We start from the raw sequence: 15,507 nt of genomic DNA, 5'->3' as shown, positions 1-15,507 counted from the left end.
ATTGCGAGCCAAAGGCGAAGCAATCTCACTTTTGAAAATTTAAATAATGAGATTGCTTCAATGCTCTGCATTTCGCAATGACACAAAAAGCAAAAATCCCTCAGAACTGAGGGATTTTTTATGTTTAAGAATGAATCTTATTAAGCTTCGTTAGATGGAGTTTGGTTTTCCACTGGTTTTTCGCTTTGTGGCTTTTCACCTTGTGGTTTCTGTCCTTCAGGTCTTCTTTGTCCCTCTGGTCTTCCTTGTCCTTCTGGTCTTCTCTGCCCTTCTGGTCTGCCTTGTCCTTCCGGTCTTGGAGGTCTTGGTAAAAGAACTTTACGGGAAAGTTTCATTTTCTTACGGTCATCGTAACCCATGAACTTCACTTCTACTTCATCACCTTCTGCATAAGGAACTTTGTCCAGACGAGCCCACTCAATTTCAGAAATGTGAAGAAGTCCTTCTGTTCCTTTAGCAATTGCTACGAATGCACCAAAGTCCATTACTTTCACTACTTTACCTTTGTAAACTTCACCTATAACCGGTACGAAAGTAATTTCATTGATTCTTGCAATAGCAGCATTGATCTTCTCTCTGTCTGTACCAGAAATTTCGATACGTCCGATTTCTCCCATCTCTTCAATAGCAATAACCGTATCCGTATCTTTCTGTAACTGTTGGATAATTTTTCCACCAGGTCCGATTACAGCACCGATGAAATCTTTTGGAATCTCCATTACCACCATTTTCGGAGCGTGTGGCTTCACATCTGCTCTTGGCTGAGAAATAGTTTCCGTGATTTTGTTCAGGATGTGTAATCTTCCGTCTTTAGCCTGCATCAAAGCTTTCTCCATGATATCCATAGAAAGTCCCTGGATTTTGATGTCCATCTGACAAGCTGTGATACCGTCTGCAGTACCTGTTACTTTAAAGTCCATATCTCCAAGGTGATCTTCATCTCCTAAGATATCAGAAAGTACAGTAAATTTACCTGATTTTGTATCAGTGATCAGCCCCATAGCAATCCCTGAAACAGGTTTTGTAATCTGAACCCCTGCATCCATCAAAGCTAATGTACCTGCACAAACTGTTGCCATTGAAGAAGAACCGTTGGATTCCAAGATATCGGAAACAATTCTGATGGTATATGGGTTTTCTGCTGGAATTACTGCTGTTAAAGCTCTTTGAGCTAAGTTTCCGTGTCCTACTTCTCTTCTAGAAGTACCTCTTAAAGGTCTTGCTTCACCTGTAGAGAATGGAGGGAAGTTATAGTGTAAGAAGAATCTTTCGTCGTGCTGCGTGATTACGCTGTCGATCATGTTTGCATCTTTTACAGAACCTAGAGTTACCGCAGTCAGAGACTGAGTTTCTCCTCTTGTAAAGATCGCTGAACCGTGAGCTCCCGGAAGGTAATCAATTTCTGACCAGATTGGACGGATCGTCTGAGGATCACGACCATCAAGACGGATATTGTCTTCAAGGATCATCTGACGCATTGCTTCTTTCTCTACGTCATGGTAATATACTTTAACGAAAGGAGTTACTCTTGCCAATTCCTCTTCATTTTCAGCATATTGTGCTAAGAATTCTTCAAGAACTGCTTTGAATTTTTCTCCTCTTTCTTCTTTGTTAGATGGAGTTTTTGCTACCTCATATACTTTATCATAGCACTCTTTCCATACTTTTTCACGAATTTCTTCATCGTGATCTTCGTGGCTGTATTCTCTTTTAGGGAAAGATTTTCCTACTTTTTCAGCTAATCTCTCCTGAGCTTCGATCTGTTTTTTAATCTCAGCGTGAGCGAAGTTGATTGCTTCAAGCATTTCCTGCTCAGAAATCTCCTTCATTTCTCCTTCTACCATTACGATGGAGTCTTTAGTAGCTCCAACCATAATGTCGATATCTGATTTTAATAAATTCTCATAACTTGGGTTAACAGCCAATTGTCCGTCAATTCTTACTACTCTTGCTTCAGACATTGGTCCGTTGAAAGGGATATCTGTAATTGCAATAGCTGCAGAAGCTGCCAAACCTGCCAATGCTTCAGGCATTACTTCTTTATCGTAAGAAATTAATGAGATCATTACCTGTACTTCCGCATGGAAATCTTCAGGGAAAAGAGGACGTAATACTCTGTCCACTAATCTCATTGTAAGCACTTCATCATCAGATGGTTTTGCTTCTCTACGGAAGAAATTCCCAGGAATTCTTCCACCTGCGTAGAATTTTTCTCTGTAATCTACCGTTAATGGTAAAAAGTCTACACCAGGATTGGCTTCTTTATTGGCTACAACAGTTGCTAAAAGCATTGTTCCGCCACATTTCACCACTACAGATCCGTCAGCCTGCTTAGCCAGCTTTCCCGTTTCGATAGTGATTTCCCTGCCGTCTGCAAGGATAATCGTTTCTGTAAACGCTTGAGGTATACTCATAAATTTGCTTCTTTATACTCCGTATTGAGTATGATTAATATTTAAACTCTTTAAATTTTCGTTTGCAAAGGTACTATATAATAATGATATATTAAATTTTTCGATTGCTTTAATAGGCACTTAAAATACAAAAAATTGGCTATCAATTTATGAACGTTTGAAAATTTATACCAGTAATCTGAACTTATTCATCATTTACGAAAATAAAAATGTGTTTTTTTGAGGATAATGTATTGAAAAATCCTGTTGTTTTTGTATTATTGTCTCAAAAAATGAAAATAATACTTTGATCTGAAAAAAAATATCTGTTTCATTTTAAAAATTAGTAAAATTATTGCAAACCAATAGGCTGATCCCTATATTTGCCCCTACTTCACCAATTACAATGCTGTAGGCTAAAAAAAGTTAAGGAACTATCCTTATCCAGATAAATAAATGTTTATGATTAATAAAGAAGTACAATCTCAAAGCAGGAATTATACGGTTCCGTTGATTACCATTACCCTGCTGTTTTTTATGTGGGGATTTATCACCTGTATGAATGACATCCTGATCCCGTATCTGAAACAACTTTTCAATCTTACCTTTTTCGAATCCATGCTGGTACAGTTCTGTTTTTTCGGAGCTTACTTTATCGGGTCACTGATTTATTTTATGATTTCCATTACGAAAGGGGATCCTATCAATAAATTAGGCTATAAGAAGGGAATTCTGTTCGGAATTTTTCTGGCCGCATTCGGCTGCGTTCTGTTTTATCCGGCAGCTACGTTTTCATATTATCCGCTGTTTCTTGGAGCTTTGTTTATTTTAGGACTCGGCTTTACAGTATTGCAGATTACAGCCAACGCTTATGTTTCATTGCTGGGAAGTGAAGAATCTGCTTCCAGCCGACTGAATATGACTCAGGCATTCAATGCATTCGGAACTACCATTGCACCGGTACTTGGAGGTCATCTTATTTTTGAATTCTTCTCTTCTCCGGACGGATCATTCAGTGCGGTAGCGACAAGAATTCCTTATCTTATTTTTGCTGGAATCCTTTTGCTGGTTGCTTTATTGATTTCCAGAGTGAAGCTTCCTTCCTTCCAGATGGGTGAAGAAGAAATCGTAAAAGGCTGGGGAGCACTTGAATTCAGTCACCTGAAATTCGGAGTATTCGCTATGTTCTGCTATGTAGGCGGAGAAGTTGCTGTAGGAAGTTTTATCATCAGTTTCCTGGAGCAGCCACAGATTATGGGCTTTAATGAGATCATCAGTAAAAATTACCTTTCCTTATATTGGGGAGGAGCGATGATTGGCCGTTTTCTGGGAGCCATTTCTTTAAATCAATCAATAAGCCAAAGCAAAAAGGCTCTCTATATGCTGGGAGCAGCAGCTGCTGTTTTCCTTGTGATCTTCAGTATTGTAAATCTTACGTTCAGCCAGATCAGCTTTTTCATTGTATTCATCATTCTTAACTTCATTGCCTTTTTCGTGGGTAAAGCAGCTCCGGCAAGAACATTATCCATCTTCGCAGCCATCAATGTTGCGTTGTTAATTTCTGCAATGGTAAATCATGGTGAGCTGGCGATGTACAGTATTTTAGGAATCGGAATTTTCAACTCTATTATGTTCTCGAATATTTATACTCTGGCTATTTCAGGATTGGGCAAATATACCAGTCAGGGATCCTCTTTAGTGGTAATGGCTATTCTGGGAGGCGCTATTGTTCCGATATTCCAGGGATATCTTGCAGATCAGTTTGGAGTACAACATTCGTTTATTATTCCTGTATTCTGCTATCTTGTTATTCTGATATTCGGGGCTTACTGTACCAAATATTTAGGTCATGTAGAAACTACAGAAGCCAAATCAGGGCATTAAAATCAAATTCAAATCAAAATGTATAAGGCGGAATATCTCATAGGTATTCCGCTTTCTTTTTTCAGATTTTAAAATGTAACTTTTCATGAGAAAAAGGAACTTATTTTATAAACCAACTCAATCATTATGAAAATACAGTTAAAGCTTGAATACGCTGCATTTCTCCTGTTAGGAATCTATGCCTTTGCACAGACAGGATATTCCTGGTGGTGGTTTGCCGGACTTTTTCTTGCACCGGATATTTCTATGCTGGGATATACCATGAATAATAAAGTAGGTGCTTTCTTCTACAATCTCTTCCATCATTTTGGAGTAGCTGTCATTGTTTATTTTGCGGGAACAGCCTTGTCTCTTCCCTATTTACAAATGATAGGAGCTATTTTGTTTTCTCACTCTGCGTTTGACAGAATTCTGGGGTACGGTTTGAAGTATCCGGATAGTTTTCAGAATACGCATTTGGGAAGGATTGGGAGTAAGACTGAATAGTGCTGTTGTAAACCACCCCGTCAAAAATTCTTTGAATTTTCGCCACCCCTCCGAGGGAGGGGAATTATCGCACCTTCAGTTGTGATAGCTGTCACAGCTGTAATCATCTTCAGTATCTTTTCCCAGATAATAAAGGCTGGATTCCTGCGGAATGACACAATTGGCGTATTGGTCTATCCATACAGTGTGTCATTGCGTAGGAATCTCAATACTCTTTTATTATCACATGAAAATCAAAGACTTTAAGAAATTTAAGTGTTCTTCTTAACCATTTCGTACTTTCTAAAAAAACTTTTGTGGCTTTTGCGGTTAAAAATCCCTTATTGTGTAAAAACAAAAAAGCAACCTCTTTCGAAGTTGCTTTTTTATTTTGAAAATCTTTATAGATTATTTTCTTAAACCTAATTCAGCAATAATTGCTCTATATCTTGCGATATCTTTGTTTTTAAGGTAATCTAATAAACTTTTTCTCTTACCTACCAATTTCACTAGAGATCTCTCTGTGTTGAAATCGTGACGGTTAGCCTTTAGGTGTTGAGATAAGTGATTGATTCTGAAAGTGAAAAGAGCGATTTGTCCTTCAGCACTTCCTGTGTCTTGTGCAGATTTCCCGTGTTTTGCGAAAATTTCCTGCTTTTTGTCTGTTGTTAAGTACATTCCAATATTGTTTAATGATTATTATGTAACGGGTGCAAAATTACGACTATTTTTTGATTCTGCAAACATTATTGATTTCATATATCAAAATTGATAGAAAAAAATGTTAAAAAATTCTTAATAATTTGTATGCATTCCAATGAAAAGGCAGTAATTTTGCATTCGAATTACAAATGAAAAAAATTATATTCTTTACAGCGGTTACTACTTTTTTATTCATCGGATTTACTTCGGTAAAAGCCCAGAAGAATGCTGATGATAAAATAAAAAAAGTTCTTTACTTCAATCCTGAGGTAGAGCCTGATATCGACGAAATAAAAGACCCTACCAACAACGCTTTCTTTGATGCCGTTACCGATAATTTCAGTAACAGAAGAAATAAAATGCTCCGGGCAGAAGTTCAGGTTCCCTTCGACAGTATAGACAAACAGACTATTGCAGATTACTGTCTCAACAATGATGCAGATTTTGCCATTGTTTCCAAAGTGAGATATTTCAAAGTAGGATTTGGAAAATACGTATTCTCCAATCAGGTGGTGGTGAGTATGAAACTTTTTGGTGCTGACGGAACTCTTGTTACAGAAACCGATCATGATACTTATCGTAAAAATATGCGTCTGCTGGGCTCCACAACCAATTCTGTTAAAATAGGAACCGAAGGTGCGATAAAAGGAATCATTAAGAAGCTGAGAAAACTGAAACCTACGGAAGCAGAGCTTTAAAATTTAAGGTTTAAAGTTCTGGGTTTAATGTTTAGGGTTGGAATACACAGCCTTATATCATAAATGGTCAATTTTGCTTCGCAAATCAATGGTGAATTTTGTCAGGAAGATTTTTGAGCTTACCGGACAGGTCTATCTTTTATCATTCATCCTTATATTTTCATAAAGTATTTCCCCTGCCCTGCATTATAAATATTTTCACATAAATAAAGCACTTGTTATCTCTTAGGAACAGGTGCTTTTTATTTAAAACACATCATAAACGACTGATTAACAATTAAATATTTTCACTAAATAATGATTTATTAAATATTTTTTACTATTTTAGACCAACATTAAAACCAAAATCTCATGAAAAATCTAAAGAAACTCAGCAGAGAAAAAGCAAAACAAATTAATGGAGGGTCTATGGAAAGATGCAGCGTAACCAATCCATGTACTGTTGGATGGTGCTGTTTTGGAATCTGCTCCCCTTTCATCTGCCTTGAATAAAAGATAAAACTAAACTATACAAAATCAAAATTTATGAAAAATCTAAAAAAACTCAGCAGACAAGTACAAAAGGAAATTAAAGGCAGCGGGCCTTTCAAAAGATGTACAGAACATTTCGAATGTCCGGGCGGATCATGTTGCCACAACACCTGCGTTGTTAATCCATGTCCTCTGGAATAATATATGATCATTACAGACACCTGCATTAGTAGGTGTTTTTTATTTAAAATACGAATAAAACACTGATTTATATTAAAATATTTTCACCCAAAAATGAATAATATAGAAATATTTACTATTTTAGTCTGACATTAAATCTAAACTATAACGCTATGAAAAATCTAAAAAAACTCAGCAGAGAAGCGGCCAAACAAATTAATGGCGGCATAGGTCCATTCAGATGCAGCATCACAAGACCTTGTTCTGTTGGATATTGCTGTAATGGAGAATGCCTTGACCATGACTGTATGATAGAGCCTTAATATAAAAAATCATACAGGATGAAGAATTTACATTTTAAGAAGCTCAACAGGCTTGAACAAAAAAACATCAAAGGAAGTGGGATAAAAAAGTGCGGCGACAATTCAGATTGTGGCCCTTACCAATGCTGTACAAACGCTGTTTGTACCTATATTCCCACCTCAGAATGCGAACCAATATAAAGAGTATTGGAATTTAAAATTTAATTTTTATACATCCGTTTCGGCGGGTGTTTTTTTTACCCTTATACTGAAGCGATAAACTTTAATTAATCCTTAATTTTGCCAGTTTATTGCTCAGTCTTAAAAATTTGAATTATTTTTGCATATCCAAAAAATTTCACGTTTTGAATTCTAGAGACGAACTTATCTTCAACCCTGCCGATATTGCCGAAACTCTCAGCGAACTTCCTGCTGATGAGAGGTTACTCGCGTTTCTGAAGGTTCCGAAAGAATACAAAGCAGAAGTTTTTTCACATCTTGACCCTGATTTTCAGGAAGAAACCATCAGAAGTATCGGAAGCGATGAAGTGTCCGAAATCCTGAATGCCATGACTCCCGATGACAGAACGGCTCTTTTCGAGGATTTCCCGGATGAGCTGATCAAGTATTCCATTAATCACCTTAATCCGCAGGAAAGAAGAATTGCTTTAAAACTTCTTGGATACAATTCGGATTCGATTGCCCGTCTGATGACGCCTTATTACATCCAGATCCGTAAGGAGTGGACGGTAAAAAGATGTCTTCAGCAGATCAAAAAGGTAGGAAAAAGAGTGGAAACCATGAACTACCTGTATGTGGTGGATGAAAGAAACCGTTTAATTGATGACCTTGCCATCGGAACTTTACTGCTGGAAGAGGAAGATACTTTGGTTTCCGACATTACAGACAATCATTTCGTAGCAATTACGACCACTACTTCCAAAGAAGATGCCGTAACGTATTTTGAAAAGTATGACCGTGGTGCTCTTCCTATTATTACGGAAGCCGGTGTTTTGGTAGGAATTGTAACGATTGACGACATTCTCGATCAGATTGAGCAGCAGAACACGGAAGATATCCAGAAGTTCGGGGGATTGGAAGCATTGGATCTTCCCTACATCCAGACTTCATGGACAGAAATGATCAAAAAAAGGGCGACCTGGCTGATTATTCTATTTGTTTCGGAAATGCTGACCGCTTCTGCAATGGGATATTTTGATAAAGAAATTGAAAAAGCAGTTGTTCTCGCGCTATTTGTTCCATTGATTATTTCCAGTGGAGGAAATTCCGGATCACAGGCAGCAACGTTGATTATCCGTGCAATGGCTCTTCAGGAAATCAGTCTGAAAGATTGGTGGTATGTCATGAAAAAAGAAATTATCTCCGGATTATGTCTTGGAGCAATTTTAGGAGTTATCGGATTTATCAGAATTATGCTTTGGCAGCAGATAGGCCTGTTTGATTACGGCCAGTATTGGGTATATGTAGGATTGAGTGTTTCTGTTTCCCTGATTGCCATTGTGTTGTGGGGAACATTATCAGGTTCAATGATTCCTTTTGTTTTAAAGAAATTAAATCTTGACCCTGCTACTTCTTCTGCTCCGTTTGTAGCAACATTAGTGGATGTAACCGGGCTTATTATCTATTTTACCGTAGCCGGGCTTTTCTTAACCGGAAAACTTTTGTAATTTTAGGCATCATCTAACATGCCAATATGAAAATCGTTTCACTTGTACCTTCTATTACAGAAGCTTTATTTGACCTTGGACTGACCGAAAATGAAGTGGTAGGAAGAACCAAATTCTGTATTCATCCTCAGGATAAAATAAAAAATGTAACCGTAATCGGAGGAACAAAAAATATCAATATTGAGAAGATTAAAGCATTACAGCCGGATCTTATTCTTGCCAACAAAGAAGAGAATGTAAAAGATCAGGTTGAAGCTCTGATGAATGACTTTAAAGTAACAGTAACCAATATTGATACGATTGAGGATAATTATTACCTGCTTAAAAATCTCGGAAAACTTTTCGGAAAGGAAGACAGAGCACAGCTTTTCAATCTTAAAATTTATGATGTTCTGAATCAGGCCAAACTGGAAGCACCGGTAAAAGCCGCTTATCTTATCTGGAAAAATCCTTATATGACCATTGGCTCAGATACTTTCATCCACAGAATTTTATCTGAAATTGGTTTTGAAAATATTTTTAAAGACAAAACCCGTTATCCACAAATTACCACTGAAGATCTGGCAGATGCAGATGTCATTATGCTTTCGTCTGAACCTTTTCCGTTTAAAGAAAAACATATTGAAGAACTGCAGGTTTTCTATCCTGATAAAAAGATAATGATTGTAGATGGTGAAGCCTTTTCCTGGTATGGAACCCATATTGCCAAATGCGAGAATTATTTTAAAGAACTATTGGCGGAAATTCATTTGATGCAGCAAAGCTAATTTTCACGATCAACTTTAGACCCAAAACTTTAAACTTTAAATATTCAATTCACATGTCTGGCACAGTTATACTATCTGAAGGAGAAGAATTCGATTACGTGATACAGGAAGTTTCAAAATACATCAATCTGTATGTAATGGCGTTTGAAAAAGAAGAAAGAAGCATTACACGACTAGAAAAACGCGAAAATATGTATGGAGGAAACGGAACGGTTTATATGATACAGATGTTTGATCAGGAAGAACTGGCCAATAACCGCCTGGCGGCCTACATGGTTTTACTGAATAAAGGAGATGAATCAGGATTCCACACGCACAATCTAAGAAATGAAGAGGAATTGTACGTTGTAGTGCACGGAACCGGAGAATATCGTGAAAGAACAGGAACAGATGGCCCCATACGTAAGAAAACACTTCAGAAAGGAGATATTACAGCCATCAGCTCCATAGGATATCATTCTGTTGAAAACACGGGCGATGAACCTTTACTTATGTTTGTGATTACCACTAATAATCCATAAAAAACTCCGGCTGTTTCAGCCGGAGTTTTATTTGTTTATAGTAAGTTTTGATTACAAAATCTTAGAAACTTCGTTACAAAGCCATTCTAGCAATTCACGGTCTTCTTTCGTGAAAGGATCGATGGTATGAGAATCAATATCGATCTGACCAATATTTTTCCCGTCTTTAAAAATCGGAACTACAATTTCTGCTTTTGTATCGATAGAACAGCTTAAATAATTGCTTTCTTCATGTACATCAGGAACTACAAAGGTCTCATTGGAAACCGCAACCTGCCCGCAAATCCCTTTACCGTAAGGAATAATGGTATGATCTGTTGGCGCTCCTACATAAGGGCCTAAAATCAACTCATCCTTGTCTCCGTTTTTGAAATAGAAACCCGTCCAGTTGAAATAAGGAATCTCCTGATCCAACAGGTGGCAGACTTTTTCAAGTTTTTCTTCTGTATTATGTTTAGGACTTTCAAGAATTGAGGAAAGTCTTTTCTTTAATTCTGACATTGTTTTTATATTTTAAGAGAATTGTTTTAGGGAAAGTTCTTCTTTATATCCAAACATTCCGCGCTCTTTAATCATTTCTGCTACGCCTTCCGGTACCTGAGTTTCCCAGCCTTTCACACAACATGCAATTTTTCTCAATATTTCTCTGGAATAAATCTCCAAAAACTCCGGATTATAGTTGGTAATATCTACAATACGGTTGTTGTGTTTGAAATATTTGTATAATTCTTTCAGGTTTTCTTCCACTTTCAGGTTGGAAGAATCCAGTAATTGATGTGTTTCAGGATCTTTATAAGGATACAGATATACTCTCATTCCGTTTCTGAAAAACTTACCGAATGCTTCAAGAATTCCTCCTGAGAGATTTTTATAATATTTCTCATCGAATACCATCAACATATTGTTTACTCCCATTGCTACTCCGATATCTCCACTTGTGTAAGATGCAAAGTAATCAATCAGTCTGTAATATTCAGAGAAGTTTGAAATAATAACCGTGTACCCAAGTTTTGCAAGAATGTCTACTCTATCCAGGAAATCTCTTTCATCAATATCTCCGTCTGCTCTTAGATTGGAAATGGTGATTTCAATAAGAACCTCTGTTTCTTCATGAGTACAGGTAGCATCTTTGAAGAACATATCCATCCCGTTTTTAAGCATATCAATGTTCACTTTCGTTACAGGTCTGAAACTTCCTCTTACCGCGAAAATATTTTTCTTGTACAGAACATCTGCCGGAAGCATGTTGCTCCCCTGTGAATTGAAGATCACCGCGTCGGTCATTCCATTCTTTACCAATTGAAGAGACATCAGTCTGTTATCAACATAGGCAAAAGCAGGTCCACTGAAGTCGATCATATCAATTTCCAGATTATCTTTTGCAATATCATCGTAAAGAGATTCTACCAAAGTTCTTGGATTATCAAAATAATGAAAGGCTCCGAAAATAAGATTCACGCCCAGATTCCCTAAGGTTTCCTGCTGAAGTGTAGCATCATTTTCTTTGAATTTTACGTGGATTACGATCTCATTGTAATCTTCATTTTCTTTGGTTTGAAAACGAATCCCTACCCAACCGTGACCTTTTACAGTTTTGTCAAAATTGATAGTAGTTACCGTATTGGCATAAGAAAAGAATTTTCTATCGGGATTATTATCTCTTGAAATTCTTTCTTCAATCAAAGCTACTTCATATCGAAGCATTTTGCGAAGCCTGTTCTGGGTAACGTACCTGTTTTTTACTTCCTTTCCGTAGATGGCATCACTAAAATCTTTGTCATAAGCAGACATTGCCTTAGCAATCGTACCGGAAGCTCCCCCTGCTCTAAAAAAGTGGCGAACAGTCTCCTGCCCGGCTCCAATTTCTGCGAAAGTACCATAAATAGTAGGATCTAGATTAATTGTTAATGCTTTTTGTTTAGGAGTTAGTTTCTGATACATTAGGACATGAAATTTTTTGTAAATTTACCAAAATTAAACCAACCTCAAAACAAAATGAAGTTGAAATTTTTAGGAACTGGTACTTCTCAAGGTGTACCCGTTATAGGCTGTACATGTGAAGTGTGTACTTCGGAAAATCCCAAAGACAAACGTTTACGCTCTTCCGTGATGGTTACTACGGAGGAAAATAAAAAAATACTGATCGACTGCGGTCCGGATTTCAGGCAGCAAATGCTTACCAACCATGAACATACCGTAGACATTGCACTGATTACCCATGAACATAATGACCACGTGATCGGGCTGGACGATATGCGCCCTCTGATTTTTAAAAGTGGAAAAGATGTTCCGCTCTACTGCTATTCAAGAGTGGCTCATGAAATAAAAAACAGGTTTCCTTATGCTTTTGCAGATGTAAGGTATCCCGGTGCACCCGCTTTTGAACTTCACGAAATTGAAAATAAACCTTTTCAGGTACTGGATACGGAAATCACTCCTGTGGAGGTGATTCACTATAAAATTACCGTGTTTGGATATAAGTTTAAAAAACTGGCTTACATTACGGATGCCGGATTTATTTCTGAAACGGAGAAGGAAAAATTAAAGGATCTTGACATTCTGATCTTAAACTGCATCAGAAAATTTGATCCCCATCCTGCTCATTTTATCCTTCCGGATGTGATTAAATTGTTTGATGAGCTAAAGCCGAAGAAATTATTTTTAACACACATCAGTCATCACTTAGGGCTGCATGATATTGAAGATAAGCAGCTTCCATCCGGAATACACCTTGCCTACGATGGTTTGGAACTTAATTTTTAAAAAAAATCTTCAAAAATCTTTTGAACATTGAAAAAAGTTCCTATATTTGCACACCAATTTGAAACAAACATCACGTTTGTAATCAACATCAAGCCCAGGTGGCGGAATTGGTAGACGCGCTGGTCTCAAACACCAGTTCTTAGGAGTACCGGTTCGATCCCGGTCCTGGGTACTTAATGAGACAACTACTTGATAGTTGTCTCTTTTTTTATGCCCACAAAAAACTCTATATCAAACTTTTACAGTCTGATATTTTATGGTTTGATTTTTCCCGTATGAAAACCTTAGTCTATCTGAAATTGACAGTCTAAAAGTGCTCTATCAGAGATTTCATCGGCATTTAAGCTTGGTTTGAAATACCATTAAGGTTCTAATATTTCTTTCTCTTTTGGCTTATCGTAATTTTTGGAAATTAAATATAGTAATTCCAATATAATTTTAGCTTCCTTCTCATTTACCTGAATTCCATTCTTGGTTAAAATAATAATTGCTTGCTCATCGTCATTAAATAGTGTGTACTGATTAATTTAATTGTATCTATATATAGGATGACTGAAAAGTAAAATAGCCTTAAAACATTTAAAATAATTATAACCAGAAATAAATACATTGGTACAATCTGTTCCAAGACTTTTATTAGATTACGACTTTATAAGAAAAAGTTAATCTTTTGGACATGTCTATGCCTATATCTTTTACTGAGCAAAGGGATGCTACTCCTATCACTCATGTATAGTATTTTCTTTCTGTTCGTAAAACTTGAACCGCAACATGAGTTTACAGAAATATTTTGATAGTTATCAGTAAAGGACTTTTGACTACTGACATCATGTTGTCACAAACCAGACTTAAATTTGTCTCACAATTATTTATTAAACAATAAAAACATGAGAGACTTACACAGTACAACATCCAATCAAACCGAATTTCCAAAGCCTACTATGATCTCAGTTAACAATGTGGTATTAGAAGTATTTGAAGCAGGAAAACAAAATTCAGACAAACCGATTGTTCTCTGTCACGGTTTTCCAGAACATGCATTTTCTTGGCGTTTTCAGATACCAGCTCTTGTTGCAGCAGGTTATCATGTCATTGTCCCAAATCAACGTGGCTATGGTAACTCATCTTGCCCAACTGAAGTAACTGATTATGATATAAAGCACCTGACGGGTGACCTTATTGCTCTACTCGACTACTACGGATACAAGGATGCCACCTTCGTCGGTCATGACTGGGGTGCAAATGTTGTCTGGAATCTGGCACTATTGTATCCTGAACGGGTTAATAAGATAATAAATTTAGCTCTGCCATATCAGGAGCGCGGAGAACAACCATGGATTGAATTTATGGAAACCATATTTGGAGAAGACTTCTATTTTGTTCATTTCAACAAAAAAGTGGGAGTTGCGGATTCTATAATGAATGAAAACATACCTCAATTCATGCGAAACATATTTCGCAAAGATGTACCTCCCGCTCCACCTGCTCCGGGAATGCTAATGATAAATCTCGCAAGAGCAGAAAAACCTTTTGGGAAGCCCCTAATGGAAAACAATGAGCTATCTGTATTCGTTTCTGCCTTTGAATTATCTGGATTTACCGGAGCTATAAATTGGTACAGAAACCTTGATAGAAACTGGCACCTGATGGCAGATGTAAAGCCAATCATTCATCAGCCAACTTTGATGATATATGGAGAACAGGATACGATTCCAAAGTCTGAAAACCTGAAAAATATCGTCCCTAATCTGGACATCGTCAGTTTAGACTGCGGTCATTGGATTCAGCAGGAAAAACCGGAGGAAGTGAACCGTTCAATTTTAAAATGGTTAACACAAGAGAATGCATCATAAGGAAATTGAAACATATTGTCCGCAAAGCCAAGCAGATTGGAGACAATGGTTGAAAAAAAACCATCAGTCCAGACAATCTGTTTGGCTTGTCTATCATACAAAAAAATCAAATATTCCTTCATTAAGTTGGAGTGAAGCCGTTGACGAAGCTCTTTGCTTCGGTTGGATTGATAGCACAACGAAAAAGATTAACAACATCTCGTTTATGCAGTTTTTTACCAAACGTAAACCTAAAAGCAACTGGTCAAAAATCAACAAGGAAAAAGTTCAGAAGCTCATTGACAGCAAAAGAATGACACAACAGGGCTTCGAAAGTATTGAAATAGCAAAACAGAACGGATATTGGACAATCTTAGATGAAATAGAAGAAGTGATCGTTCCGAACGACTTAGAGCTTGCATTCGAAAAACATAATGGCTCAAAAGATTATTTCCTAAGTTTGAGCAAATCAACAAGAAAAATAATATTGAGCTGGATTATCCTCGTCAGAAAACAGGAAACCAGACAAAAGCGCATAGAGGAAGTCGTAGAAAGTGCAGCGCTGAATCTTAAACCAAAACATTTACGATAGAAAAGCCTCAAACGGGTAGCTATTAATAAAGACTAGATGAAATTGAAAAAGTTGATTTTTTTTTTATTTGGTTCAAATTATAAATACAACTACCTTTGGATTAGTAATCACCAGTTTCTCAAGTAGTTGTCATTTAGCCATCCCTCAAAAACAGTAATAATCTATAAGTCAATGAGGTTCATTTTTTGTATCGAAATATTAAAAATTATCAACAAAATTCAAACAAAAATATAAATAATTCATTTTCAA

At 36.9% G+C, this 15,507-nt stretch carries 16 protein-coding genes and 1 tRNA gene; 13 read left to right on the top strand and 4 right to left on the bottom strand.

Annotation, left to right across the window (positions count from 1 at the left end; translation table 11 throughout):
• Positions 1–140: 140 nt before the first annotated feature.
• Entirely contained in the window at positions 141–2,414 is a 2,274-nt protein-coding gene (locus DDF69_RS15045; RefSeq protein ID WP_114821481.1) for a polyribonucleotide nucleotidyltransferase, read from the bottom strand.
• A 441-nt stretch (positions 2,415–2,855) separates the two neighbouring features.
• Between DDF69_RS15045 and DDF69_RS15040 the strand changes: the two genes are divergently transcribed.
• Both DDF69_RS15040 and DDF69_RS15035 read left to right on the top strand, forming a co-directional pair.
• On the top strand, positions 2,856–4,277 hold the full coding sequence (locus DDF69_RS15040) for a sugar MFS transporter (RefSeq protein ID WP_114821480.1): 1,422 nt from the start codon (positions 2,856–2,858) through the stop codon (positions 4,275–4,277).
• Positions 4,278–4,403: 126 nt separating this feature from the next.
• Entirely contained in the window at positions 4,404–4,763 is a 360-nt protein-coding gene (locus tag DDF69_RS15035; protein WP_114821479.1) for a DUF4260 domain-containing protein, read from the top strand.
• Positions 4,764–5,150: 387 nt separating this feature from the next.
• Here DDF69_RS15035 and rpsO read toward each other — a convergent pair whose 3' ends face one another.
• The gene (rpsO, locus tag DDF69_RS15030; RefSeq protein ID WP_034692246.1) at positions 5,151–5,420 is read right to left on the bottom strand and encodes a 30S ribosomal protein S15; all 270 of its coding nucleotides are present in this window, start codon (positions 5,418–5,420) and stop codon (positions 5,151–5,153) included.
• A 173-nt stretch (positions 5,421–5,593) separates the two neighbouring features.
• Here rpsO and DDF69_RS15025 point away from each other — a divergent pair, with 173 nt between their 5' ends.
• The 7 genes from DDF69_RS15025 to DDF69_RS15010 all read left to right on the top strand — a co-directional run bounded on the left by DDF69_RS15025 (position 5,594) and on the right by DDF69_RS15010 (position 10,071).
• Entirely contained in the window at positions 5,594–6,142 is a 549-nt protein-coding gene (locus DDF69_RS15025) for a hypothetical protein (protein ID WP_047432712.1), read from the top strand.
• Positions 6,143–6,493: 351 nt separating this feature from the next.
• A complete protein-coding gene (locus tag DDF69_RS22095) occupies positions 6,494–6,634 on the top strand; it encodes a bacteriocin-like protein (RefSeq protein WP_162800942.1) in 141 nt (46 codons plus the stop codon).
• A 33-nt stretch (positions 6,635–6,667) separates the two neighbouring features.
• The gene (locus DDF69_RS22090) at positions 6,668–6,814 is read left to right on the top strand and encodes a bacteriocin-like protein (protein ID WP_162800941.1); all 147 of its coding nucleotides are present in this window, start codon (positions 6,668–6,670) and stop codon (positions 6,812–6,814) included.
• A 152-nt stretch (positions 6,815–6,966) separates the two neighbouring features.
• A complete protein-coding gene (locus DDF69_RS22085; protein WP_156106369.1) occupies positions 6,967–7,116 on the top strand; it encodes a bacteriocin-like protein in 150 nt (49 codons plus the stop codon).
• Between the two features lie 344 nt (positions 7,117–7,460).
• A complete protein-coding gene (mgtE, locus tag DDF69_RS15020; RefSeq protein ID WP_047432715.1) occupies positions 7,461–8,783 on the top strand; it encodes a magnesium transporter in 1,323 nt (440 codons plus the stop codon).
• 26 nt (positions 8,784–8,809) lie between these two features.
• Entirely contained in the window at positions 8,810–9,550 is a 741-nt protein-coding gene (locus DDF69_RS15015) for an ABC transporter substrate-binding protein (RefSeq protein ID WP_114821478.1), read from the top strand.
• Between the two features lie 53 nt (positions 9,551–9,603).
• The gene (locus tag DDF69_RS15010) at positions 9,604–10,071 is read left to right on the top strand and encodes a cupin domain-containing protein (RefSeq protein ID WP_114821477.1); all 468 of its coding nucleotides are present in this window, start codon (positions 9,604–9,606) and stop codon (positions 10,069–10,071) included.
• Positions 10,072–10,122: 51 nt separating this feature from the next.
• On the opposite strand, the gene DDF69_RS15005 is transcribed toward DDF69_RS15010, so the two are convergent.
• Together DDF69_RS15005 and DDF69_RS15000 are read right to left on the bottom strand one after the other, a co-directional pair.
• Positions 10,123–10,572 (bottom strand): GAF domain-containing protein, encoded by a 450-nt coding sequence (locus tag DDF69_RS15005; protein ID WP_034692242.1) that lies wholly within the window; start codon positions 10,570–10,572, stop codon positions 10,123–10,125.
• 12 nt (positions 10,573–10,584) lie between these two features.
• Entirely contained in the window at positions 10,585–12,012 is a 1,428-nt protein-coding gene (locus tag DDF69_RS15000; protein WP_047432722.1) for a hypothetical protein, read from the bottom strand.
• 54 nt (positions 12,013–12,066) lie between these two features.
• On the opposite strand from DDF69_RS15000, the gene DDF69_RS14995 reads away from it, so the two are divergent.
• The 4 genes from DDF69_RS14995 (at position 12,067) to DDF69_RS14975 (ending at position 15,258) form a co-directional block, all read left to right on the top strand.
• On the top strand, positions 12,067–12,834 hold the full coding sequence (locus DDF69_RS14995) for an MBL fold metallo-hydrolase (protein ID WP_114821498.1): 768 nt from the start codon (positions 12,067–12,069) through the stop codon (positions 12,832–12,834).
• 92 nt (positions 12,835–12,926) lie between these two features.
• Positions 12,927–13,006 (top strand) — tRNA-Leu (locus tag DDF69_RS14990).
• Positions 13,007–13,721: 715 nt separating this feature from the next.
• Positions 13,722–14,687, top strand: a complete 966-nt coding sequence (locus tag DDF69_RS14980; RefSeq protein WP_114821476.1) for an alpha/beta fold hydrolase — start codon at positions 13,722–13,724, stop codon at positions 14,685–14,687.
• A complete protein-coding gene (locus DDF69_RS14975; RefSeq protein ID WP_114821475.1) occupies positions 14,677–15,258 on the top strand; it encodes a YdeI/OmpD-associated family protein in 582 nt (193 codons plus the stop codon). Before DDF69_RS14980 ends, DDF69_RS14975 begins: the two co-directional genes overlap by 11 nt.
• Positions 15,259–15,507: the final 249 nt, after the last annotated feature.

The sequence above is a fragment of the Chryseobacterium sp. KLBC 52 genome, assembly GCF_003347605.1.
Classification (GTDB): Bacteria; Bacteroidota; Bacteroidia; order Flavobacteriales; family Weeksellaceae; genus Chryseobacterium.
The sequence above is the reverse complement of the archived record's forward strand: the minus strand, read 5'-3'. Positions and strand labels throughout refer to the sequence as shown.